The organism is Pseudomonas sp., from assembly GCF_033723075.1.
GTDB lineage: Bacteria > Pseudomonadota > Gammaproteobacteria > Pseudomonadales > Pseudomonadaceae > Aquipseudomonas.
In genome coordinates this window covers 1-21,977 of record NZ_JAWVXU010000031.1, presented here as the reverse complement: position 1 = coordinate 21,977, position 21,977 = coordinate 1, and the positions used below count along the sequence as shown (strand labels likewise).

General features: G+C 62.3%; 22 protein-coding genes. 12 read left to right on the top strand and 10 right to left on the bottom strand.

Annotated elements, in window-relative coordinates:
- Positions 1-37 precede the first annotated feature (37 nt).
- The 10 genes from R3355_RS22695 to R3355_RS22650 all read right to left on the bottom strand — a co-directional run bounded on the left by R3355_RS22695 (position 38) and on the right by R3355_RS22650 (position 9,629).
- A complete protein-coding gene (locus R3355_RS22695) occupies positions 38-1,219 on the bottom strand; it encodes a TerD family protein (protein ID WP_318963361.1) in 1,182 nt (393 codons plus the stop codon).
- A complete protein-coding gene (locus R3355_RS22690; protein WP_318963360.1) occupies positions 1,216-1,809 on the bottom strand; it encodes a TerD family protein in 594 nt (197 codons plus the stop codon). The genes R3355_RS22695 and R3355_RS22690 overlap by 4 nt, the downstream gene beginning before the upstream one ends.
- Positions 1,810-1,877: 68 nt before the next feature.
- Entirely contained in the window at positions 1,878-2,492 is a 615-nt protein-coding gene (locus R3355_RS22685) for an HAD-IB family hydrolase (protein ID WP_318963358.1), read from the bottom strand.
- On the bottom strand, positions 2,489-3,442 hold the full coding sequence (locus R3355_RS22680; RefSeq protein WP_318963357.1) for an HpcH/HpaI aldolase/citrate lyase family protein: 954 nt from the start codon (positions 3,440-3,442) through the stop codon (positions 2,489-2,491). The genes R3355_RS22685 and R3355_RS22680 overlap by 4 nt, the downstream gene beginning before the upstream one ends.
- The gene (locus tag R3355_RS22675; RefSeq protein ID WP_318963356.1) at positions 3,442-4,536 is read right to left on the bottom strand and encodes a cysteine protease StiP family protein; all 1,095 of its coding nucleotides are present in this window, start codon (positions 4,534-4,536) and stop codon (positions 3,442-3,444) included. Before R3355_RS22675 ends, R3355_RS22680 begins: the two co-directional genes overlap by 1 nt.
- Positions 4,529-5,290, bottom strand: coding sequence for a trehalose phosphatase (locus R3355_RS22670; RefSeq protein ID WP_318963354.1), 762 nt, complete (start codon positions 5,288-5,290; stop codon positions 4,529-4,531). Before R3355_RS22670 ends, R3355_RS22675 begins: the two co-directional genes overlap by 8 nt.
- Positions 5,280-6,380, bottom strand: a complete 1,101-nt coding sequence (locus R3355_RS22665) for a phosphoribosyltransferase domain-containing protein (RefSeq protein ID WP_413243558.1) — start codon at positions 6,378-6,380, stop codon at positions 5,280-5,282. The genes R3355_RS22670 and R3355_RS22665 overlap by 11 nt, the downstream gene beginning before the upstream one ends.
- Before the next feature lie 104 nt (positions 6,381-6,484).
- A complete protein-coding gene (locus tag R3355_RS22660; protein ID WP_318963351.1) occupies positions 6,485-7,630 on the bottom strand; it encodes a trypsin-like peptidase domain-containing protein in 1,146 nt (381 codons plus the stop codon).
- A gap of 80 nt (positions 7,631-7,710) precedes the next feature.
- Positions 7,711-8,715, bottom strand: coding sequence for an ATP-grasp domain-containing protein (locus tag R3355_RS22655; protein WP_318963349.1), 1,005 nt, complete (start codon positions 8,713-8,715; stop codon positions 7,711-7,713).
- Positions 8,716-9,236: 521 nt separating this feature from the next.
- A complete protein-coding gene (locus tag R3355_RS22650; RefSeq protein WP_318963347.1) occupies positions 9,237-9,629 on the bottom strand; it encodes a hypothetical protein in 393 nt (130 codons plus the stop codon).
- Between the two features lie 294 nt (positions 9,630-9,923).
- Between R3355_RS22650 and R3355_RS22645 the strand changes: the two genes are divergently transcribed.
- The 12 genes from R3355_RS22645 to R3355_RS22590 all read left to right on the top strand — a co-directional run.
- Positions 9,924-10,769 (top strand): IclR family transcriptional regulator, encoded by an 846-nt coding sequence (locus tag R3355_RS22645; RefSeq protein WP_318963346.1) that lies wholly within the window; start codon positions 9,924-9,926, stop codon positions 10,767-10,769.
- Positions 10,770-11,068: 299 nt separating this feature from the next.
- On the top strand, positions 11,069-12,022 hold the full coding sequence (locus R3355_RS22640) for an AraC family transcriptional regulator (RefSeq protein ID WP_318963345.1): 954 nt from the start codon (positions 11,069-11,071) through the stop codon (positions 12,020-12,022).
- 266 nt (positions 12,023-12,288) lie between these two features.
- On the top strand, positions 12,289-13,650 hold the full coding sequence (gene benA, locus R3355_RS22635; RefSeq protein WP_318963344.1) for a benzoate 1,2-dioxygenase large subunit: 1,362 nt from the start codon (positions 12,289-12,291) through the stop codon (positions 13,648-13,650).
- Positions 13,651-14,139 carry a benzoate 1,2-dioxygenase small subunit gene (benB, locus tag R3355_RS22630; RefSeq protein ID WP_318963343.1) on the top strand — a complete coding sequence of 163 codons (489 nt, stop codon included), beginning with the start codon at positions 13,651-13,653 and terminating at the stop codon, positions 14,137-14,139.
- A 108-nt stretch (positions 14,140-14,247) separates the two neighbouring features.
- Positions 14,248-15,258 (top strand): benzoate 1,2-dioxygenase electron transfer component BenC, encoded by a 1,011-nt coding sequence (benC, locus tag R3355_RS22625; RefSeq protein ID WP_318963342.1) that lies wholly within the window; start codon positions 14,248-14,250, stop codon positions 15,256-15,258.
- Positions 15,259-15,370: 112 nt separating this feature from the next.
- Positions 15,371-16,147 (top strand): 1,6-dihydroxycyclohexa-2,4-diene-1-carboxylate dehydrogenase, encoded by a 777-nt coding sequence (locus R3355_RS22620; RefSeq protein ID WP_318963341.1) that lies wholly within the window; start codon positions 15,371-15,373, stop codon positions 16,145-16,147.
- A gap of 105 nt (positions 16,148-16,252) precedes the next feature.
- Positions 16,253-17,590 (top strand): MFS transporter, encoded by a 1,338-nt coding sequence (locus R3355_RS22615; RefSeq protein WP_318963340.1) that lies wholly within the window; start codon positions 16,253-16,255, stop codon positions 17,588-17,590.
- 31 nt (positions 17,591-17,621) lie between these two features.
- Positions 17,622-18,743: a muconate cycloisomerase family protein gene (locus tag R3355_RS22610; protein ID WP_318963339.1), complete on the top strand. Its 1,122-nt coding sequence runs from the start codon at positions 17,622-17,624 to the stop codon at positions 18,741-18,743.
- Between the two features lie 39 nt (positions 18,744-18,782).
- On the top strand, positions 18,783-19,073 hold the full coding sequence (gene catC, locus R3355_RS22605; RefSeq protein WP_318963338.1) for a muconolactone Delta-isomerase: 291 nt from the start codon (positions 18,783-18,785) through the stop codon (positions 19,071-19,073).
- Between the two features lie 32 nt (positions 19,074-19,105).
- The gene (catA, locus tag R3355_RS22600) at positions 19,106-20,047 is read left to right on the top strand and encodes a catechol 1,2-dioxygenase (protein ID WP_318963337.1); all 942 of its coding nucleotides are present in this window, start codon (positions 19,106-19,108) and stop codon (positions 20,045-20,047) included.
- Positions 20,048-20,240: 193 nt separating this feature from the next.
- Positions 20,241-21,488 carry a benzoate/H(+) symporter BenE family transporter gene (locus R3355_RS22595; protein ID WP_318963336.1) on the top strand — a complete coding sequence of 416 codons (1,248 nt, stop codon included), beginning with the start codon at positions 20,241-20,243 and terminating at the stop codon, positions 21,486-21,488.
- A 147-nt stretch (positions 21,489-21,635) separates the two neighbouring features.
- The coding region (locus R3355_RS22590; RefSeq protein ID WP_413243559.1) for an OprD family outer membrane porin at positions 21,636-21,977 on the top strand (342 nt) is incomplete at its 3' end.

Here is a 21,977-nt window from a genome sequence, read left to right as displayed (position 1 = left end):
TATGTCTCGGGGTTCGATTGAACCCCGATCAAATGTATTACTTGGACCCTGCCGACCAGCGCATGCCCCAGTTATAGGCCCGGTCCAACTTTTCGTGGCCTTTGAAGAACTGAACCTCACGGGACACTTTGACGGTACCGTTCACGTTCTCAAGCATTGCGATAGCACACACGCCATGCCGGCCACCTTCTTCGTTCAGGCGTACCTCGATGGGCGGCTGTCCCGGGGCGTAGAGCGTGACGATACCGTCAGTGGATTTCCAGTTCGGCGCGCCTTCGTAGATGAAGGCGAATACAAGAATGCGCTTCATGTCTTTCCACTGGGCACCGTTGATGCGCAACCACTCGCCATCGGTGACTGCGCCGGTACGATCATCCCCCATAAGCTCGATGTACGGGTCGCTGCGGTAGTTGCCAAAACAGTTGCCAAGTGCCTGAACGCAGCCCTTGACACCATCTTGCATTTCGAAAAGGCAGCCCAGGTCGAGGTCAATGGAACTTGATTTGCCAAAGCTCAGGAAGCCGCCTGACGAACCACGGTTCCAGTTCAGGTTGATTTTTATTTCACCGAAGTCGGCTTTCTTCTCAAGACTGATCGACGACGTGTTCTTGTCGAGGGTGATCTTGTTCAGATTGATCTTGGCTGGTGCCGGTTCCGCTGCCGGTTGTGGCGTTGGCGCAGGCGTCGGGGTAGGCGCCGGTGCGGCAATTTCAACGCCGAAGTTCTTGGCCAGAGGCTCCAGGCCACCGGCGAAACCTTGGGCGACCAGGCGGAATTTCCATTGACCATTGCGGCGATAGAACTCACCCAGGATCAAGGCCGTTTCCTGCATGCCGGCAGTGGTGATGGGGGCGTCAATTTGCTCGCCGCCCGGCGAGCCTGCGACCTTCAGCGCGAGGTTCGAGCAAGTCGCAAACTTGGCTCGGTTCTCGTAGATGGTCGCGGTCAGAGCAATCTTCTCGATAGAGGCTTCGATGCCGTTCGGGTTCAGGGCGAACACCGCGCACCCCGGCGCAGACTCGGAGAGGCGCAGGGCGCCAGCCGAAACACTTTGCTGGCCATAGAAGCACATATCGTTGTCGCCGCGTACCTTGCCGGTAGCGGTAAGCTGGAAGGCCGACACGTCGATGTCAGCGCCATCGATAGGGCTGTAGGTCACTGTGACAGTGAGATCGCCATTGGGGATAGGCGCATTGCCCCCAGGGACGAGGACCGTCATGCAGTGATCACCCGGGCCGCATCCGCCACCAGGTCAGTCACGTTGCGGCCAGAGGCGACGATGCCCAGAGTCGTGAGGTTCCAGTCGCTACCACTGCGTGTCATGTAAGCCATCAGGACGCCCGTGTGGCGACCTTTTTCGGCGAGGTTAAAGCGAGCCAGCTCGTTGTTGTTCGAGCCATTGACGATTCGGCAGTATGCATTTTCTACCAGGTCGAAGGTCTGCCCGGTGAAGCTGTTGACAGTGAAGACGAGATACTTGGCCGCACTCGGCAGGCCTGCCAGGTTGACATGGATGGTTTCATCATCGCCATCGCCTTCACCAGTTCGGTTATCGCCGCTGTGATTGATGGAGCCGTCCTTGGACTTCAACTGTTTGAACCAGACGATATCCAGAGCTTGCTTGTCCGCGTCGAGGATCAGGCAGGATGCATCGAGGTCGATGTCACCACCGCCACCGCCGAGGAGCTTGCCGAGGAAGCCGCCTTTCTTCACGGGGTCCCAGCCCAGGCCCATGCTTACCTTGGTCAGAGTGGCGCCAGCAGTTTTCTCGAGTGAAATCGTTTGGTTCTTGCTTAGGGTAAGTGCCATGTTGCTCTCCATGTCATCGTGGGAATTTTGATGACCGCTTCCCCCCACAAAAGAAGCGCTCAGATTGATCAGTGAAACCAGCGGTAATAGCGTTCTTGTGCGGCCTCCAGCATCTGCTTGTCCCCTGCGGTATCGCCCCAGACGCGAAGGTGGAGCAGGCTGAGATCGCCATGCACCTCAGCGAGCCGAGCTACTTTCTCGGCCTGCCGGCAGTTTTTGCCCTGAATCCCCCCGGTAAGAACACCGTCGTGTTCTTCGAGTCGGGTGGCGATCAGGCTCACGCCAAGTCGCTTGGCAAAAGGCCTCAGGACGATTTCCGGTGATGCCGAACACAGCGTCACGGTCGCCCCGACCTGCAACTGATGCTCTACTTCCTTCAATGCATTTGGCCGCATCAGTCGAGGCCAGATTTTCGAGCAAAAATAATCCGATCTGTCGACCAGCTCCGCGACCGAAAAGCCTGTCAGGAAATGACGAATGAGGTCCTCCTTCAGCTGGTCGCGGGTTCTAAATCCGGTTAGGTGCTTGAATGTCGGTATGGAAAGCCTTCTCAGCCCAGCCGAGTACCGAGCAAACCCCAGCTCCGTTTTCAGGAACAGAGTGAAGCTGTCCCTGTAGGTGAGCGTGCCGTCAAAGTCGAATGCGGCAAGCACGGGTTTGCTGGTCAATCGGTTATGTTTCATGCCGAGGCCTCGATCAGGGTGAACGGGCCGTTGGCGCTATTCATGCCTTTGTCTTGGCGAACACCGTACCATGTGGCGCGCTCAATCATGTTGGTCGCCCACTTGAGGTGGGTGGCCGGTTCACACATGGCGCCGTTGAACTGGAACACCGCCGGGGCGCTATCACTAAGGATGGCGCGTGCGCTGTTGAGGTCGTCGACTCCAACCTGGAGCGCGCGATGAATTATTGCAACCTGTGTCGGGTGGATGGCTGTCTTGCCGACCAGGCCATGTGCCATATCCAAAGCCAGCTCTTCAACGAGAAGGTCTGGCGTCTGCAACTGCTCGAACACTGGTGCGGTCAGGGCGAAGCCAGCCGAACCCATAACGCCAGCCAGCAGCGGGATCACATAACCCATTGGCGTTTGATAAAGCGTGGTGCGCGGGTTACGACGCAGGCCCAGGCAGCCCATCAGGTCATTGCCCCCGATGCGCAGAGCGATGATGCGCTCCTTGGCGGTTTCCAGCATGGCATCGCGCAGCTCAACCATGGCGGACGGGTCAAACACCTCCCTGGTTTCCAAGGTCGGCATCAGGAACAGCTCGGTACCACGCACAGCGTCGTCCCACGCCCCGAGGTTCTTCAGGGTGAGCTTGGGCATCACGAAGCCGTCGACATGCTTCATCAGCGGCCACTGCGCCAGCATGGCTGCCATATCCGCATTGCGCGGGCGAACGAAGACCAGAGGGGCGGATTCCGGACGTCCGCCGCGCACGTCGATTGCGAGCAGCAGCAGGTTAAGGTTGTGCAAGGCGCAGTCGATGTCGCACTCGGACACGGCGTCTTCGAGGCACACCACTACAGAACGAAGGCCTTCGAGCTTTTCAGCGAATACCACACCGAGCAGGTCATCGCGGGTGGCCGGCATGTACAGGGTGGCGCCGAGCGCGAAAGGGGATACCTTCTTCATCAATTCACACTTCTTATGATGGTCACCGCGCGGTACGGGCCAAGCAGGTCGCCTGCTGCTTCGACGGCGATCCCGGCGCGCTCGGTCAGGTGCATCAGCAGCTGAACATCCTGGTCGTCGCGGCTTCTGACCAGAACGTGGTCAGGCACGCGGCGCAGCAAGGCGCGGGTCGCCTCGGCGATGCCGGGCTTCACACGGTTGAGGTTGGTAATCGCGAACCGCTCGGCGAGCCCCGCGATCACGCCCAGCGCATTGGCTTGCAGAGACGCAGCCTGCTCTGCAGTCCACGGCTGAGCAGCATCAACCGCGCCGAGGGCGCGAACACGCCCGGCAATATCGTCAATGAAGCTGCGGGTAACGTCGTGCTCACGCAGGTGGTCGTAGACGACGCAGCCATGCAGGCCGCCGTCGCGCGGCCAGATCGAGCGAGACACCAGACCGGAGACGGTCGCCCCGAGGATGCCTGACGGGATGATCCAGTCCTCGGCCGATGCCGACAGCCAGGCCTTGCCGCACGGATCGGCCAGCACCACCAGGCGCGGGTCTGCCGGGAAACGCGTATCGCCGGCCAGGCTGCGCCGGATCTCGCCGGAGATAGCGCCCTTGCCGGTCCAGCCGTCAACGAACACGATATTCTCGGCGCCATGGATCTTGATGATGGCTTCAAGCGCCACGGTATCGATGCCGCGGTCACGGATGATGCTGATGCCGTAGTGTTTGGCTTCACGGCCCATGTCCGCCAGCGCGCGGCGTAGCAGGACGCCCAGCGGCAGACCCGCGCGGACAAACGACACCAGGGCGATCGATTGGCCGCTGTAGAGTTTGTTCAGCGTCAGCCCCAGGGCCTGTACGTCAATGGCCATGCGGTCGCCGTTCTGCAGCAGGGCGCGGGCATACAGGTCCATGTGAGTGGTGGTCGGTGGGTGCTCTTCGCTGATCATTTCGGAGTAGTGACGCTGGTTCGATTGAATCAGGCGCTCTTTCTCTGCAACGCTGGTCATCTCGATGCTCACCTGTCGCAACAGGAAGCTGACGTCCGCCGGCGCATACGAGCCGGAGCCTACGGTATCGAGTTTGAGGATGTGCTCACTCATGCAGGAGCACCTCCGCCACACGACCGGCCAGTTGGCCGCGACGGGGCGTGGCCCACCAGTGGCACTGGGTCATAAAGCCCAGGTCGGAAATCGAGTCACCAAAGCCCATGCGAGGCCGCTCGCCATGAATCGCCATGTCGCGGTCGATCCACTCCTGGACGGCGCGCTGCTTGCGCAGGGCATCAGGCAGGAAGGCGAGGTTGTTGCCGTTGCCGTGAACGTACAGGCCATCCAGCAGGTCGCGCTTGCGGACCTCTGCCAGAACGGCATGCAATACGGCGTCGTCCTGTCCGTTGTGCTTGGTCACGGTGTAGTGTTTCAGGCCAACTTCCTCGACCACCCAGCCACGCAGGGAATAGCCCAATTCTTCGCCGATCTGCAGCGTGGTGGCACTCAGCCCGTCCAGGCGACCCTGGACATGGGCCAGTTCATCGGTCATGCGAGCGTGCCAGTCCTCATCCAGCACATTGTCGGCCGAGAGGATCACGCCACCATGAGCACAGATGGCACCCTGGGTGAACGGCAGCTGTACGCGGCTGTAGGCCTCCACACTGCGCGCGGTGACCGGCACGACATCCGCCGTTGCCAGCAGCCAGTCGATAAACTGCTTCTGAACCGGGCTCATGTAACCGTTGGGATTGCCTTCGACGTCGCGGGTAGCCACGAAGCGCGCGTCGCCAGCGGTCATCTTGCGGGCGGTCTGGAACAGCGTGTCGTCGAGGTCGACAAAGACCAGCGGGCGATTAGTCGGCATCGGAAATGACCTTGGCTTGGAGGGCTTCGACAAGTCTAGGGTCGATAGATTGCACAGGCGTTTCGCAGCAGATCAGCACGCGGTCGTATTGGCCGGGCGCGACGTTATAGATGAAATTCGGGATGCCGAGGCCATAGTTGTCAGCGAAAACCAGGGCATGGCCTATGGCATGGCCCAATGCGATCGGCGAGCGGGTGGTCGAGCCGAAGTGAACCTGAGCACCTTGTTTCTCAAGACGTTCGGCAAGCAGGAAGGGCCGCCAGACATACTCGCCGGTGCCAACGACCAGGATGCGCTCGCCCGGAGCAACCTGCAGATCGGGAGCGAGGGTGTCCAGGTGTTCACGCACACCGAGGCGGCCCCAGTCTTTTTTCGCCACCAGAGGCCAGTCGCCGGCAGCGACGATGCCGACCTCCGGCATTTCCGGCAACGGCGCATCCGGGTTCTCGTCGAAGGCATACGAGCCTTCCAGCAGGGCCACGGAAGCGGCGTGGCTGCCGACCTGGCGAGCAACCGCGCCTTCTGACCAGTCGGTGAGGGTGACGGTGACGACCCGCTCGATGTGGTCCAGGCCTGCGGCAGTAAGCGACGCCAGCAGGTTGATGAAGGTCTTGCCGGTAGACGCCTCGTCGTCGACCAGCACCAGGGATCGAGCGGTGAGCATCATGTCGCGGGTTACCGGGTCGGTCGGCAGGTGAATCAGGTGGGCGCTGGCGTGACTGTGCTCTTCTTCGAAGCGCGCAAACAGTTCGGTACCCACAGGATGGCGGGTGCTCACCAGGTACATCGTGTCTGGGCGGGTTTCGGCAAAGCAGCGATGCACGCCGGCACCGAGACCTACAGCAGTCTCGGCCATGCCGATGACCAGCACCGGACCCGGGAGGTCGGCAGGAATCTTGCTGGCCAGCTCTGCGAAGCTTGCCTGCATCAGGGCGGGGGCAACCGGGATATGGCGACCGAGCACTTTCGACACGAACAGGAACGCACGCTTGGGGTTACGCCGCTCGGCAAAGCCAAACAGTGACTCGGGGCTCGCAGCGGACTGCGCGACCTTGACGCAAAGGCGGCCGCGCATCAGCTCGGCGCTCATTTCCTGGGAGTGGTTGGGGCTAGCATTCATAACAACGGGAATCCAAAAATTGGGTGTGTAAAGACCGTAGCGGCGACTTGCGGGTTATCAAGTCGGATTGGTCGTCAGGCGCGAGCCTCGATCAGCCACAGCGAAGGCTGAACATCGCGCACCAGTTCGTGAGCTACCTTCGCGGGGCGCGTTTGCGAGCGGAGGGGAGAAAGCTGGGCCGCCTCGAGGAAAGAGATGGCCAGGCAGGACTTCACGGCGAAGTTCATGTTCTGGGCGTCCGGGATGGCCGAAGTGACCATGCCGGTGACTTGGCCAGACATATCGAAGAGCGGGCTACCGCTGGAGCCGGGCTGAATAGGGGCGGTGAACTGGAGCACGCTCGCGTCCGCCCGCAGGCCCGTCAGGGCCGAAATCCCGCCCTGGGTCACGGCGACAGATCCGCCGGTCAGGTTCGACAGCGGATAACCCACTGCGACAACGGACTCACCCAGGCTGATGCTCGGGCCTTCCTTGAACACCACAGGGGTGAGATCAATGTTGCCGATGACGCGCAGCAGCGCGAGGTCATTGGCTTCGTCGCTCATCACGAAATCGAGCTCATAACTGCCAGTCAGTGAGCGGATGCGATAGCTGGTCATGTCCTTGATGACGTGGGCGCAGGTCATGATGTGCTGCGTCGACACCGCAAAACCGGTACCGGTGGCAGAGGTGCAGCGATCATTGTCATGGCGTCCACCAGATCGGCCGTTGCCGGCCTGGGATGGATGGCAGTCATCGACGTTAAGGCCAATGCGCCGGCCGAAAGCCGAAAGGCCGTAGGCGCTGCCTTCGCAGAGGGAGCGGACTTTCCACTGGGTATCCCGGCGGTAGAACTCGGCAATGATCAGCGCTGCATCGCCCATGTTCTGCAGCGACAGGTTCATGTTGATTGCGCTGTCGATCGTTAGTTCAAGGTTGCGCAGAAACTCCAGGGGCACTGCAGCACCATAGGTGTAGACCATGACCAGCAGGCGGGTCGTGTTGGCAGGCAGTTGATCGAGGTTCAGCCTGCAGCCGACGTTACTGCCGCTCTCGTGCCAGCTATTCCACGGATCAGGGCTGGCCAGGAGTGCGGCAGTACCCGTTGGCTGACGCTTCTCATCGACTGGAATAAGAGTGACGCCAGCCCGATCCCAGGCGCTCGGATCCTGACTCGCGAGAACGAAGGTGACGTTGGCGTCGCTGATGGCGCAGTTGGCGCCTGGGGTCAAGGTGATCATCTTCCCTGATTTCTCTCATCCGAGTTACGAGGCCCGATTGTGCAGGCTGAATGCTGGCATTATGCGGTCAAAGGTATTGACTAAGACAAGGTGTCGACCCGAACCGCCGACGTGATGCCTTTGATCTGCACGCCCTCAATCCACTCCGTTGCCGGAATAGACAGGCCCAGGCGGCTTGCAGCGAAAATTCCCGGAAGATTGATGCCCGCCAATCGGGTGTAGCCAATGCCCCCGGAGTAGCGTGGGTTGATTTCCAGCAGGTGGGGTGCACCAGCGGCATCATCGCGAGTCTGGACGTTCACGATACCATCGCAACGGAAGAATTCAGCGGCCTGAATAGCCAAATCGACTGCCGGTCCCGTCAGGCTAAAGGTCTGCAAAGCGCCTTCTTTTCGGCGGGCACAGTGAGCAATGACCTTGCCCTTGTGCACCACCATATCCACCGAGCACTCGGAACCCGGCATGTAGGGCATTACCAGCAGGGGCTCAGGGCTGGCGCTGGCACGGTATGCCTGGACGAAGAGTGCTTCGTTGACACTGTGCTGAGCCGCGTTGGCAAAGCAGCGGAAGGGGTCGGCTTGCGCCTCGATGCGCCAGAAACCCATGCCATAGATACCGCGAGCCGGCTTCACGCAGACCGGGCCGTCATTTTTCATACTGGCCAGTGCAGCGACCAGCTCGTCTGCGTTATTGACAGTGATGGCCGGAATAACAGACAGGCCGGCACGCATCGCTGCGGCGGTGAATGCAGACTTGTCGTCGACCAGGTTGAAGGTCTCGATCGACATACCGCCGGTCACCAGGTCTATGCCGACTGCTGCAAAGCGCTCGCGTTGGGCTTCGAAGTCATGTCCCGCCTGTCCGACCAGCATCACTTTGACGCCATTGGCCAGGGCGGTATCGAAAGCCCAATCCAGACGCTCTGCATCGTCGGACGGTTCACGAAGCACGATGTCGGCCGCGGCGGTTACTTCCGGGCGGTGCTGGCGGTGGGATGCGATGACAGGGATGCGGCCATTGATGACATCCATCGCACCGGCGATGACGTCACGCTGGCTCGATTGACCCTGAAGAAACCAGATCATGTTTACGACTCTCACTGTTGTGTACTGCTGAATGCCAGTGTCTCACGCTAAAGATCATCGTCCACGACCAAGGTGTGGCCGATGAAGCATGCTGAATGCCTGCAAGCCAAGCGGGCTCCATGAAAATCATGTGGGTCGAAGAACGCATAACATTGGTGAAAGTTTATTGGCAGTAATGGTGACTCCCCCATAGCCTGGCTGGCCTTTACGATCCACAGCCAACAACAGCAAAGGTTCGTTCAGCAACCAGTCGCTCCTGAACTGCCGGAACGTATCGCTGGAGGAAATGGAAGCGGTATGGGACGTGCGTCGTTGCGCCACTGCTGAGCAACTGAATGCAGGCAGGCAGCATCCCTGGCGGTAAGCGTCGGTCATCTTGCAAGGGCTGATCTATTGGCACCGCGCTGTGCGGTCGGTCTTCACTCGTGACTCGAACATAGCGATGGCTGCGGCCGGGTCGATGACGTCGAGTTGATTGAAATTAATCTGTGCCCAGCGGTTCAGTGGGCCACTGATACGCCTTACAGGAAGACCTTGTATATGATCAATACCACTGCCGCCGACAAGGCGGTGATCATCAGCGCTGTGAAGTAGCGAATGCTGCGTTCGAAGGCCGGCCGGAATGGCTTGAGGCAGAGAATGCCGCCGGTCAGAGCCACCAGTACCAGGAAGACAAACCAGTCACGGATGCTGTTCAGGCCAGTCAGCAGGTACAGGATCGGGAAATAGATCGAGACCAGCATCAGGCCGCCGAGCTTCGCCAGGCGCAGATTGAACCGTCCGGTCCTTGCGGGGGCAGCGGGGGCTGTCGACTCGGGAGAGTCAAGCGAAACCGTGGTCTGCCCGTTCAGGGCGACGTTGCGATCCTTGTTCAGCCACTCACTCACGTCCACATGGTCGTTTGAATTGGTCACGCAAAACCTCACAGGTCAGGTGCAGCTTGTCAGCAAGTGTGCCGGCCAGCACTACAGACGCCGAGCCAGAATTTTGAAAGAGAGCGAGTCAGCGATCATTTTCAGGCCATCGACGCCATCATCCAAGTCCTCAATTGGTTCAAATTGCAAGTTGTCGACTTGTCCGCGCACGCTGTAGCGGGCGTTGGCCGAGTGGCGGCAAGGTTACCAGTTGCACCGATTGGAGCAATTGCGATTATCGAACTGCCGTCCGATAATCGGATCGTTGTTGCTCTCATCTGTTCAGGAGGTTGTATGACCGATGCACGTCCGCCGTTGTCCGGCCTGGTGCCGCCGGTGTATGTTTCTCCGGCCAAGCGCATTGCCGACCTGAGCGGTGATCCGAACTTCATGACCTCGCTGGCGCGCGGCCTGGCGGTAGTCAATGCCTTTCAGGAGCGCAAGCGCCACCTGACCATTGCGCAGATCAGCCACCGTACCGAGATCCCCCGCGCGGCAGTGCGTCGTTGCCTGTACACCCTGATGAAACTGGGCTACGCGACCAGCGACGGGCGCACCTATTCGCTGCTGCCCAAGGTGCTGACTCTCGGCCATGCCTACCTGTCGTCGACGCCCCTGGCCGTCTCGGCGCAGCCCTACCTGGACCGGATCAGCGAGCAGCTGCACGAGGCCTGCAACCTGGCCACCCTGGAGGGCGAGCAGGTGCTCTACATCGCCCGCTCGGCGATTCCGCAGCGGCTGATCTCGGTGGACCTGAGCGTCGGCAGCCGCCTGCCGGCCTACTGCACGTCGATGGGCCGCATCCTCCTCGCCGCGCTGGACGACGATAGCCTGCACGACTACCTCAATCATGCCGACCTGCAGGCCAAGACCAGTCGCACCCTGCATACCCCGGAGGCGCTCTGGGAGTGCCTGCAGCAGGTACGTCAGCAGGGCTGGTGCCTGGTCGATCAGGAACTGGAGCAAGGGCTGCGCTCGCTGGCCGTGCCGGTGTACGACTCGTCCGGTCATGTGCTGGCCGCGATGAACGTCAGCACCCACGCCGGACGGGTGCCTGCCCGCGAACTGGAGCAGCGCTTCCTGCCGATCATGCTCAGCGCCAGCCGCGAGCTGAGCAGTCAGCTGTTCAAGCCATTGTGAACCAAAATTTTCACGACCTCTGGGTCCCAGGGCGTTTTTTGGGCTGATGCCCGGGTATGAATGTGTGCGGTTATCGCGCACTGATCATCCTGCCTTTGCTCGAATTCACTAAGCTGTCGCAACCGATATGATCGATGCCAGCGAATCGACCGAAGCGGTGGGCGGATGGTGCTTGTTGACCGTTGATCGGTGCGGGCGGCTGTATGGCTGTTTTGCCTGTATCAATAGAAGAGCTGAAGGCGGATGCCTTGCTTGTGCCGACCCTCAGTGTCATAAAAATTATAAGAGTGCCGTGAGTTATGGACTGTCGCCTGCTGAACGAGAAAAGTCGGATATTTCACAATGCCGACCCTTATGCCGTCTCCGATTATGTCAATCAGCATGTCGGCTCGCATTGCATTCGTTTGCCGCAAAGCGGGCGCCCCGAGGCCAGCCTGAGCCACCGCACCTTCGGCAGCCTGGATCTGTGCCGGATCAGTTACGGCGGCAGCGTACGCGTCATCTCGCCGGCGCTGGAAACCATCTACCACCTGCAAATCCTGCTCAAGGGCAATTGCCTTTGGCGCGGCCATGCCCAGGAACACTACTTCACCCCCGGCGAATTGCTGCTGATCAATCCGGACGATCCGGTCGATCTGACCTATTCCGAGGATTGCGAGAAGTTCATCGTCAAGCTGCCGGCGACCTTTCTCGATCGGGCCTGTAGCGAGAACCACTGGCGCCGTCCGGCCGACGGCATTCGCTTCGCCTCACGGCACAACCTGCAGCAGCTCGACGGCTTCGTCAATCTGCTCGGGCTGGTCTGCGAGGAAGCCGAAAGCGCGCAGCCGCTGACCCAGGTGCAAGAGCACTACACCCGCATCATCGCCGCCAAGCTGCTCGGCCTGCTGGCCAACAACGTCGGGCGCGAGGAGCTGGACGAGAGCTGTCCATCGTTCGAGCGTATCGCCCAGTACATCGAGGACAACCTCAAGCAGGACATCGGCCTGGAGCAACTGGCCGAGGTGGTGCGCATGAGTCCGCGTTCGCTCTACGCGCTGTTCGAGCGCAATGCCGGCACCACGCCGAAGCACTACATCCGCAACAAGAAGCTGGAGAAGGTGCATGCCTGCCTGATCGATCCGACCGCCAAGGTGCGCAACGTCACCGAGGTGGCGCTGGACTACGGCTTCCTGCACCTGGGCCGTTTCTCCGAGAGCTACAAAAGCACCTTCGGCGAGCTGCCCTCGGACACCCTGCGTCGGCGCGGGTGAGCCGCCTGTTGGCTGCACCGCCGCATGCCCCTTGGCGTACTGCTTCGCGAGTACGCCCTACGCACTGAATTTCCCCTCCCGCTAATGCAGGCGCGCTAGCGTCTTCCCGCTTCCCGCTTCCCGCTTCCCGCTTCCCGCTCATAGCGTTTATCCGTTTTCGCCGTCCTGCAGAAAACGGATAGAGGTCGTGTACAAACTGGATATTGTCGGACAGTTCTGAGTCGTAGCCTTGATTCCGTTGAAACAATAATAACGGAGCCACGGCGATGACCCTGCGACTCGACTACCTGAACGGCCTGCTGCAAGAAGACAAAGACAAGGGCATTTTCCGCTGCAAGCGCGAGATGTTCACCGACCCCCGCCTGTTCGACCTGGAGATGGAACACATCTTCGAGGGCAACTGGTTGTATCTGGCTCACGAAAGTCAGATCCCCGAGAACAACGACTACTACACCACCGCCATGGGGCGTCAGCCGGTTTTCATCGCGCGCAACAAGGACGGCGTGCTGAATGCCTTCATCAACGCCTGCAGCCACCGCGGTGCCATGCTCTGTCGCTTCAAGAGCGGTAACAAGGCCACCTACACCTGCCCGTTCCATGGCTGGACCTTCAATAACTCGGGCAAGTTGCTCAAGGTCAAGGACCCCAAGGAGGCGGGCTACCCGCAAAGCTTCGATTGCGACGGTTCCCACGACCTGAAGAAGGTCGCGCGCTTCGAGTCCTACCGTGGCTTCCTGTTCGGCAGCCTGCGTGAAGACGTTGCGTCGCTGGAAGACTTCCTCGGCGAATCGAAGAAGATCATCGACATGATCGTCGACCAGTCCGCCGATGGCCTGGAAGTACTGCGCGGCTCCAGTACCTATGTCTACGAAGGCAACTGGAAGCTGCAGGCCGAGAACGGCGCCGACGGTTACCACGTCACTGCCGTGCACTGGAACTACGCCGCCACCCAGCAGCAGCGCAAGCTCAAAGAGGCCGGCGACGATATCCGCGCCATGAGCGCCGGCGGCTGGGGCAAGAAGGGCGGTGGTTTCTACTCCTTCGACAACGGCCACCTGCTGCTCTGGACCCGCTGGGACAACCCGGAAGACCGGCCGCTGTTCGCCGAGCGCGATCGTCTCGCCAGCGAGTTCGGCGAAGCCCGCGCCGACTGGATGATCGGCAACTCGCGCAACCTCTGCCTGTACCCGAACCTGTACCTGATGGACCAGTTCGGCTCGCAGCTGCGTATTGCCCGGCCGCTGTCTGTCGACAAGACCGAAGTGACCATCTACTGCATCGCGCCGAAAGGCGAGTGTGCCGAGGCCCGCGCCCGCCGTATCCGCCAGTACGAAGACTTTTTCAACGTCAGCGGCATGGCCACCCCGGACGACCTGGAGGAGTTCCGCGCCTGCCAGCAGGGCTTCGCCGGTCGCGCCATGGAGTGGAACGACATGTCCCGTGGCTCTGAGCACTGGGTCGAGGGCGCCGACGAGGCGGCCCAGGAGATCGATTTGCATCCGCTGATGAGTGGCGTGCGCACCGAAGACGAGGGCCTGTTCGTGCTGCAGCACCACTACTGGCAGCAGCAGATGATCAAGGCGCTGCAAGAGCAGCAGGACCAGCTGATTCACGTGGAGGGCGCGTAAATGAGCCTGACTTACGAAGCCGCGCGCGACTTCCTCTACCGTGAGGCGCGCTACCTGGACGACAAGCAGTGGGACGAGTGGCTGGAGCTGTATGCCAGCGATGCGACCTTCTGGATGCCGGCCTGGGACGACCGCGACCAGCTGGTGGAAAACCCGCAGACCGAGATCTCGCTGATCTGGTACGGCAATCGCAGCGGTCTGGAAGACCGGGTGTTCCGCATCCGCACCGAGCGCTCCAGTGCCACCATTCCGGATACGCGCACCTCGCACAACATCAGCAACATCGAGCTGCTCGAGCAGGCCGATGGCGTGTGCAAGCTGCGCTTCAACTGGCACACCATGAGCTTCCGCTACAAGGTCGTCGACCACTTCTACGGCACCAGCTTCTACAGCCTCGACACCAGCGGGCCGAACCCGTTGATCAAGGCCAAGAAGGTGGTGCTGAAGAACGACTACGTGCGCCAGGTCATCGACGTTTATCACATTTAACCAGCCGCTTCGGAGCCCGGACAGGGATGGCCGGTGGGAGGCTCACCCTCCCGCCTACGGGTCGTCTGCGCTCCGAAATCGCCAAGAACTGCTACAGCGAGGTGTGCCATGAGCCACAAGATCGCACTGAATTTCGAAGACGGGGTCACCCGTTTCATCGACGCCAACCTCGGCGAGACCGTCGCCGATGCCGCCTACCGTCAGGGCATCAATATTCCGCTGGATTGCCGTGACGGTGCCTGCGGTGCCTGCAAGTGCTTCGCCGAAGCCGGCCAATACGACCTCGGCGAGGAATACGTCGAAGACGCGCTGAGCGAGGAAGAAGCCGAGCAGGGCTATGTGCTGACCTGCCAGATGCGCGCCGAGAGCGATTGCGTGGTGCGCGTGCCGGCGTCCAGTGACGTGTGCAAGACCCAGCAGGCCAGCTACGAGGCAGCGATCAGCGCGGTGCGCCAGCTCTCCGACAGCACCATCGCGCTGTCGATCAAGGGCGAGTCGCTGAGCAAGCTGGCGTTCCTGCCGGGCCAGTACGTCAACCTCAAAGTGCCGGGCAGCGAGCAGAGTCGCGCCTACTCCTTCAGTACTTTGCAGAAGGACGGCGAAGTCAGCTTCCTGATCCGCAACGTGCCGGGCGGCCTGATGAGCAGCTTCCTCACTGGCCTGGCCAAGGCCGGCGACAGCATGACCCTGGCCGGTCCCTTGGGCAGTTTCTACCTGCGCGAGATCAAGCGGCCGCTGTTGCTGCTGGCTGGCGGCACCGGCCTGGCGCCGTTCACCGCAATGCTCGAGAAGATCGCCGAGCAGGGCAGCGCGCACCCGCTGCACCTGATCTACGGGGTGACCAACGATTTCGACCTGGTCGAGATGGACAGGCTCGAGGCCCTGGCCGCGCGCATCCCCAACTTCACCTACAGCGCTTGCGTGGCCAGCCCGGACAGCAGCTATCCACTGAAGGGTTACGTCACCCAGCACATCGCGCCCAAGCATCTCAATGACGGCGACGTGGATGTCTACCTGTGCGGTCCACCGCCGATGGTCGAGGCGGTCAGCAGCTACATCCGAGAACAAGGCTTGCAACCGGCCAACTTCTATTACGAGAAGTTCGCCGCCAGCGCCTAAGGGCTCCTTTGGTCCGCTTACCGGTTAGGCGGGCCTGTTTTATTCGCGGCGCGGGCCGGAGCCCACGCCAATGGTCGGCGATGCGCCGCCAGCCTTGATCGAGGTCGGGACTATGAATATGCGTTTTCAACACAAAGTCGCCGTGGTCACCGGCGCCGCCCAGGGCATCGGCCGCCGCGTGGCCGAACGCCTGGCCGAGGAGGGCGCGCGGCTGCTGCTGGTCGATCGTTCCGAACTGGTGCATGAACTGGCCGATGAGCTGGCCGGGGTCGCCGAGGTGCTGTGCCTGACCGCCGATCTCGAGCAGTTCGCCGAGTGTCAGCGGGTAATGGCCGCGGCGGTCGAGCGTTTCGGTCGCCTCGACATCCTGGTCAACAACGTCGGCGGCACCATCTGGGCCAAGCCGTTCGAGCACTACCAGGCGCATGAGATCGAAGCCGAGGTGCGTCGTTCGTTGTTTCCGACCCTGTGGTGCTGCCATGCCGCGCTGCCGCAGATGCTCGAGCAGGGCAGTGGCGCCATCGTCAACGTCTCCTCGATTGCCACCCGCGGGGTCAATCGCGTGCCCTACGGCGCGGCCAAGGGCGGCGTCAACGCCCTGACCGCCTGTCTGGCCTTCGAGACTGCCGAGCGCGGCATCCGGGTCAACGCCACCGCGCCGGGCGGCACCGAGGCGCCGCCGCGGCGTATCCCGCGCAACAGCGCCGAGCAGAGCGAGCAGGAGAAGCTCTGGTACCAGCAGATCGTCGACCAGACGGTCAGCAGCAGCCTGATGAAGCGCTACGGAACTATCGACGAGCAGGCCGGGGCGATCCTGTTCCTGGCTTCCGACGACGCCGCCTACATCACCGGAGTGACCCTGCCGGTGGGCGGCGGAGATCTGGGGTAGGCGGGGAACACGGGTTCGTTGATGGGTTGAGCGTAGCGATACCCATCACGCGGACTGATCAACAACGCAGTTTCGACAATAAAAACAAAAGAGAGAACCGATGCCATGCGAAATATTGATGTCCACGAGGTAATAGATAACGCGCGCTTCAACCGTTATCACTGGATGGTGATGTTCTGGTGCGCCTTGCTGCTGATCTTCGACGGCTATGACCTGTTCATCTACGGCGTGGTGCTGCCGGTGATCATGCAGGAGTGGGGCCTGACTCCACTGCAGGCCGGTGCCCTGGGCAGCTACGCGCTGTTTGGCATGATGTTCGGTGCCCTGGCCTTCGGCACCCTGGCCGACAAGATCGGGCGCAAGAAGGGCATTGCCGTGTGCTTCCTGCTGTTCAGCAGCGCCACCCTCGTCAACGGTTTCGCCAGCAACCCCACCGAATTCGGCATCTGCCGCTTTATCGCCGGCCTCGGTTGCGGCGGCCTGATGCCCAACGTGGTGGCGCTGATGAACGAGTACGCGCCGAAGAAGCTGCGCAGCACCCTGGTGGCCGTCATGTTCAGCGGCTACTCGGTGGGCGGCATGCTGTCCGCCGGCCTGGGCATCTACATGCTGCCGCGCTTCGGCTGGGAGGCGATGTTCTTCGTCGCCGCGGTGCCTTTGCTGTTGCTGCCACTGATTCTCTGGTTCCTGCCGGAGTCGGTCGGCTTTCTGGTCCGCGAAGGGCGCACCGAGCAAGCCCGCGGCATTCTGCGTCGGGTCGATCCGAGCCGTGCCATCGGTGACGCCGACCCGATCAGCATGGTCGGGGCCAAGGGCAACGCCGCCTCGGTGCTGGAGCTGTTCCGCGAGGGCCGTGCCCTGCGCACCCTGATGATCTGGCTGGCGTTCTTCTGCTGCCTGCTGATGGTCTACGCCCTCAGTTCCTGGCTGCCTAAGTTGATGGCCAACGCCGGCTACAGCCTGGGTTCGAGCCTGTCGTTCCTGCTTGCGCTGAACGTCGGTGCGGTGTTCGGTGCCATCGGCGGCGGCCTGCTCGGCGACCGGATGAACCTGCCGCGGGTGCTGGCGGTGTTCTTCGTGGTGGCCGCGGTGTCGATCAGCCTGCTCGGGATCAAGAGTCCGACGCCGGTGCTGTACCTGCTGATCGGCGTGGCCGGCGCGACCACCATCGGCACGCAGATCCTGTTGTACGCCTGCGCTGCGCAGTTCTATGGCCTGTCGATCCGTTCCACCGGCCTCGGCTGGGCCTCGGGTATCGGCCGCAACGGCGCCATCGTCGGCCCGCTGCTGGGTGGCGCGCTGCTGGGCATCAACCTGCCGCTGCAACTGAATTTTCTGGCGTTCGCCATTCCCGGTGCCATCGCCGCCATTGCCATGAGCGTGTTCGCCATCAGCAGCCAGCGCAGCAGTGCCGCGCCGCTGCCGGCGGCCACGGCTTCCTGACCCCAACCTGCGCAACCTAGCGGAACCTGAAATGAGCCACTCCCTGATCGAAAGCATCGAGGCGATCATCGTCGATCTGCCGACCATTCGCCCGCACAAGCTGGCGATGCACACCATGCAGCAGCAGACCCTGGTGGTGATCCGCCTGCGCTGCGCCGACGGCATCGAAGGCCTGGGCGAGTCCACCACCATCGGTGGCCTGGCCTATGGCAACGAAAGCCCGGAAAGCATCAAGCAGAATATCGACAGCCACCTGGCACCGCTGCTGATCGGTCAGGACGCGGCCAATATCAACGCCTGCATGCAGCGTCTGGATAAAGCCGCCAAGGGCAACACCTTCGCCAAGTCCGGCCTGGAAAGCGCGCTGCTCGACGCCCAGGGCAAGCGCCTGGGCCTGCCGGTCAGCGAGCTGCTCGGCGGCCGCGTACGCGACAGCCTGGAAGTCGCCTGGACCCTGGCCAGTGGCGACACCGCCAAGGACATCGCCGAAGCCCAGCACATGCTGGAAATTCGGCGCCACCGCATCTTCAAACTGAAGATCGGCGCGGGCGAGGTCAGCCAGGACCTCAAGCACGTCATCGCCATCAAGCGGGCCCTGGGCGACCAGGCCAGCGTGCGGGTCGACGTCAACCAGGCCTGGGACGAGTCGGTGGCCCTGCGTGCCTGCCAGGTGCTCGGCGACAACGGCATCGACCTGATCGAACAGCCGATCGCGCGGATCAACCGGGCAGGGCAGGTGCGCCTGAATCAGCGCAGCCCGGCGCCGATCATGGCCGACGAATCGATCGAAAGTGTGGAGGACGCCTTCAGCCTGGCCGCCGACGGCGCCGCCAGCATCTTCGCCCTGAAGATCGCCAAGAACGGCGGCCCGCGCGCCGTGTTGCGCACTGCGGCAATCGCCGAGGCGGCCGGCATCGCCCTGTACGGCGGCACCATGCTCGAAGGCTCGATCGGCACCCTGGCCTCGGCCCATGCCTTCCTCACGCTCAAGCAATTGACCTGGCACACCGAGCTGTTCGGCCCGCTGCTGCTGACCGAAGAAATCGTCAACGAAGCGCCGCAGTACCGCGACTTCCAGCTGCATGTGCCGCGTACCCCGGGCCTCGGCCTGACCCTCGATGAAGAGCGCCTGGCGTTCTTCCGTCGCCCCTGACGCTGCGCCAACGGCCCAACCCGCCGAGGAGATAAACCCATGCTGTTCCACGTAAAGATGACCGTAAAACTGCCGCTGGACATGGACCCGGCCCAGGCCGCCCGGATCAAGGCGGACGAGAAGAAACTGGCCCAGCGCCTGATGCGCGAGGGCAAGTGGCGCCACCTGTGGCGCATCGCCGGGCAGTACGCCAACTACAGCGTATTCGACCTGGAGAGTGTGCAGGAGCTGCACGACACCCTGACGCAGTTGCCGCTGTTTCCCTACATGGAGATCGAGATCGACGCCCTGTGCCGGCATCCCTCGTCGATCCGTGAAGACGACCGTTGATCAGCCCTAGAACAAAAACCGAGGACACCACCATGACCGTTAAAGTCAGCCACACCGCCGAAATCCAGAAGCTGTTCAACGAGGCCGCCGGCCTCAACAACGACCAGGGCAGCCCGCGGGTCAAGCAGATCATGCTGCGCATCATCAATGACGCGGCCAGGATCATCGAAGACCTGGAAATCACCGACGACGAATTCTGGCACGCGGTGGACTACCTCAACCGCCTGGGTGGGCGCAACGAGGCCGGTCTGCTGGTGCCGGGCCTGGGCCTGGAGCATTTCCTCGACCTGCTGCAGGACGCCAAGGATGCCCAGGCCGGCCTGACCGGCGGCACCCCGCGCACCATCGAAGGCCCGCTGTATGTCGCCGGCGCGCCGCTGGCCGAAGGCGAAGTGCGCATGGACGACGGCAGCGAGCTGGATACCGCCACCGTGATGTTCCTCGAAGGCGTGGTGCGCGACACCGACGGCCAGCCGGTGGCCGGCGCGGTGGTCGACCTGTGGCATGCCAACACCCAGGGCAACTACTCCTACTTCGACCAGAGCCAATCGGACTACAACCTGCGCCGACGCATCGTTACCGATGCCGATGGTCGTTATCGCGCCCGCAGCATCGTGCCGTCCGGCTACGGCTGCTCCCCGGACGGTCCGACCCAGGAATGCCTGAACCTGCTCGGCCGCCACGGCCAGCGTCCGGCGCATATCCACTTCTTTATCTCCGCCCCCGGCCATCGTCACCTGACCACCCAGATCAACCTGGCCGGCGAGCAGTACCTGTGGGACGACTTCGCCTACGCCACCCGCGACGGCCTGGTCGGCGATATCAGCTTCGTCGAGGACGCCGCGGCTGCCCATGACCGTGGCGTGCAAGGCAGCCGCTTTGCCGAACTGCAGTTCGACTTCCAGCTGCAGCAGGCCCCGGTCGCCGAAGCCGAACAGCGCAGCAAGCGTCCGCGCGCCATGCAGCAGGCCTGAGGACCGTAGGGTGCGCTGTGCGCACCGGGATCCTTCTGCGGACGGCTTTTTGTAGGAGCGGCGGGGCTGCTTGCAGCTCCGCAGGGTGCACTGCGCGCAGCAGGCTTCCGTGTAGGCCGCGGTGCGCGCGGCGCACTCTACGTTACAACGAGAGCGCTCCCCGAGGAGCGCCACCAATACCTTGCGAGGCCACATGAAAGCCTTGATCAATGATTTCTCCCTGTCCGCCGTGGTGGCCGGTTTTATCGCCACCGTGATTTCCTATGCCGGCCCCCTGGTGATCATCTTCCAGGCGGCCGAGAGTGCGGGCATGTCGCATGCCGTGCTGTCGTCCTGGGTCTGGGCGATTTCCATCGGCAGCGCGGTGCTGGGTATCGCCCTCAGTCTGCGTTACCGCGTGCCGATCATCATCGCCTGGTCGGCGCCGGGCTCGGCGTTGCTGGTGTCGCTGCTGCCGCAGATCAGTCTGAACGAGGCGGTCGGTGCCTATATGGTCGCCAGCCTGATCATCTTTCTGGTCGGCATCAGCGGCGCCTTCGATCGCATCATCAGCAAACTGCCCGCGGCGATTGCCGCCGGCATGCTGGCCGGCATCCTGTTCAGCTTCGGCACCGGCTTGTTTGTCTCGCTGCAGGCCAAGCCCTTTCTGGTGCTGGCGATGTTCGCCAGCTACTTGATAGTCAAGCGTGTGCTGCCGCGTTACGCGGTGCTGGCGGTGCTGCTGGTCGGTTGCAGCATCGCCTTCGCCACCGGCGACCTGCGTCAGGAGGCACTGGTGATCGGCCTGGCCACACCGGTATGGATCAGCCCCGAATTCAGCCTGTCGGCCAGCCTGAATATCGCCCTGCCGCTGGTGATGGTGGCCCTGACCGGGCAGTTCGTGCCGGGCATGGCGGTGTTGCGCGGCGCCGGCTACCAGACCCCGGCCAGCCCGATCATCACCAGTAGCGCCCTGGGTTCACTGCTGCTGGCGCCGTTCGCCTGCCACGGCCTTAACCTGGCCGCGATTACCGCGGCCATCTGCACCGGCCGCGAAGCCCACGAAGACCCGGCCCGACGCTACGTCGCCGGGGTGGTCGGTGGTTTTGCCTACCTGCTGCTGGGGCTGTTCGGCGCGACCCTGGTGTCGCTGTTTACTGCCTTTCCCAAGGAATTGATCGCCGCCCTGGCCGGCCTGGCGTTGTTCGGCGCGATTGCCGGTTCGCTGGCGGGAGCCATGGCCCAGCCGGACGACCGCGAAGCGGCGCTGATCACCTTTCTGGTGACGGCTTCGGGCATGTCCTTCATGGGGCTGTCGGCGGCCTTCTGGGGGCTGATGTTCGGCATCGCCGCGCATCTGCTGCTTAGCGTACGGCGTAAGGCCGTGGTTGCCCCAGCGCCGCTGCGTACCACGAGTTTGGCCAAAGAAGGAGGCGACCGGTTAGCCACCTCTGGCCCATGAGCATTGTCGTCGTGCCTGGCCTGAAGGCGGCGCGGCGCCAGTCACACCACCCACTTGCGTTGCCGGGGACTGTCCTCGGCAAGGGTGGCGCAACAGCCCACTTCCAATAACAACAACTAGAGCTAAACCATGACTGACTATCCGAAGATGCAGCCCCTCCTGCTGTCCGTTGCCGTAGCCCTCTGCCTGCCAGCCCTGGCACAGGCTGGCGGTTTTATCGAAGACAGTACTGCGACTTTGCAGGCGCGCAACTACTACTTCAGCCGCGACTACTCCGACATAGTCGGGCCGAACCAGCAGTCCAAGGCCGAGGAATGGGCCCAGGGTTTTATCCTCAACTTCAAGTCTGGCTATACCCCAGGCCCGGTCGGCTTCGGTGTCGACGCCATCGGCCTGCTCGGGCTCAAGCTCGACAGCAGCCCGGATCGGGTCAATACCGGCCTGCTGCCGGTGACCGACGAGGGCAGGGCGGCCGATGATTACAGCCGC

Coding starts and splice junctions, on each gene's coding strand:
- catC (WP_318963338.1), top strand. CDS start 18,783: ATGCTGTTCCACGTAAAGATGACCGTAAAACTGCCGCTGGACATGGAC.
- R3355_RS22645 (WP_318963346.1), top strand. CDS start 9,924: ATGACCGATGCACGTCCGCCGTTGTCCGGCCTGGTGCCGCCGGTGTAT.
- R3355_RS22655 (WP_318963349.1), bottom strand. CDS start 8,715: ATGATCTGGTTTCTTCAGGGTCAATCGAGCCAGCGTGACGTCATCGCC.
- R3355_RS22640 (WP_318963345.1), top strand. CDS start 11,069: ATGGACTGTCGCCTGCTGAACGAGAAAAGTCGGATATTTCACAATGCC.
- benA (WP_318963344.1), top strand. CDS start 12,289: ATGACCCTGCGACTCGACTACCTGAACGGCCTGCTGCAAGAAGACAAA.
- R3355_RS22690 (WP_318963360.1), bottom strand. CDS start 1,809: ATGGCACTTACCCTAAGCAAGAACCAAACGATTTCACTCGAGAAAACT.
- R3355_RS22595 (WP_318963336.1), top strand. CDS start 20,241: ATGAAAGCCTTGATCAATGATTTCTCCCTGTCCGCCGTGGTGGCCGGT.
- R3355_RS22670 (WP_318963354.1), bottom strand. CDS start 5,290: ATGCCGACTAATCGCCCGCTGGTCTTTGTCGACCTCGACGACACGCTG.
- benB (WP_318963343.1), top strand. CDS start 13,651: ATGAGCCTGACTTACGAAGCCGCGCGCGACTTCCTCTACCGTGAGGCG.
- R3355_RS22660 (WP_318963351.1), bottom strand. CDS start 7,630: ATGATCACCTTGACCCCAGGCGCCAACTGCGCCATCAGCGACGCCAAC.
- R3355_RS22665 (WP_413243558.1), bottom strand. CDS start 6,380: ATGAGCGCCGAGCTGATGCGCGGCCGCCTTTGCGTCAAGGTCGCGCAG.
- benC (WP_318963342.1), top strand. CDS start 14,248: ATGAGCCACAAGATCGCACTGAATTTCGAAGACGGGGTCACCCGTTTC.
- R3355_RS22680 (WP_318963357.1), bottom strand. CDS start 3,442: ATGAAGAAGGTATCCCCTTTCGCGCTCGGCGCCACCCTGTACATGCCG.
- R3355_RS22615 (WP_318963340.1), top strand. CDS start 16,253: ATGCGAAATATTGATGTCCACGAGGTAATAGATAACGCGCGCTTCAAC.
- R3355_RS22685 (WP_318963358.1), bottom strand. CDS start 2,492: ATGAAACATAACCGATTGACCAGCAAACCCGTGCTTGCCGCATTCGAC.
- R3355_RS22620 (WP_318963341.1), top strand. CDS start 15,371: ATGAATATGCGTTTTCAACACAAAGTCGCCGTGGTCACCGGCGCCGCC.
- R3355_RS22695 (WP_318963361.1), bottom strand. CDS start 1,219: ATGACGGTCCTCGTCCCTGGGGGCAATGCGCCTATCCCCAATGGCGAT.
- R3355_RS22675 (WP_318963356.1), bottom strand. CDS start 4,536: ATGAGTGAGCACATCCTCAAACTCGATACCGTAGGCTCCGGCTCGTAT.
- R3355_RS22610 (WP_318963339.1), top strand. CDS start 17,622: ATGAGCCACTCCCTGATCGAAAGCATCGAGGCGATCATCGTCGATCTG.
- catA (WP_318963337.1), top strand. CDS start 19,106: ATGACCGTTAAAGTCAGCCACACCGCCGAAATCCAGAAGCTGTTCAAC.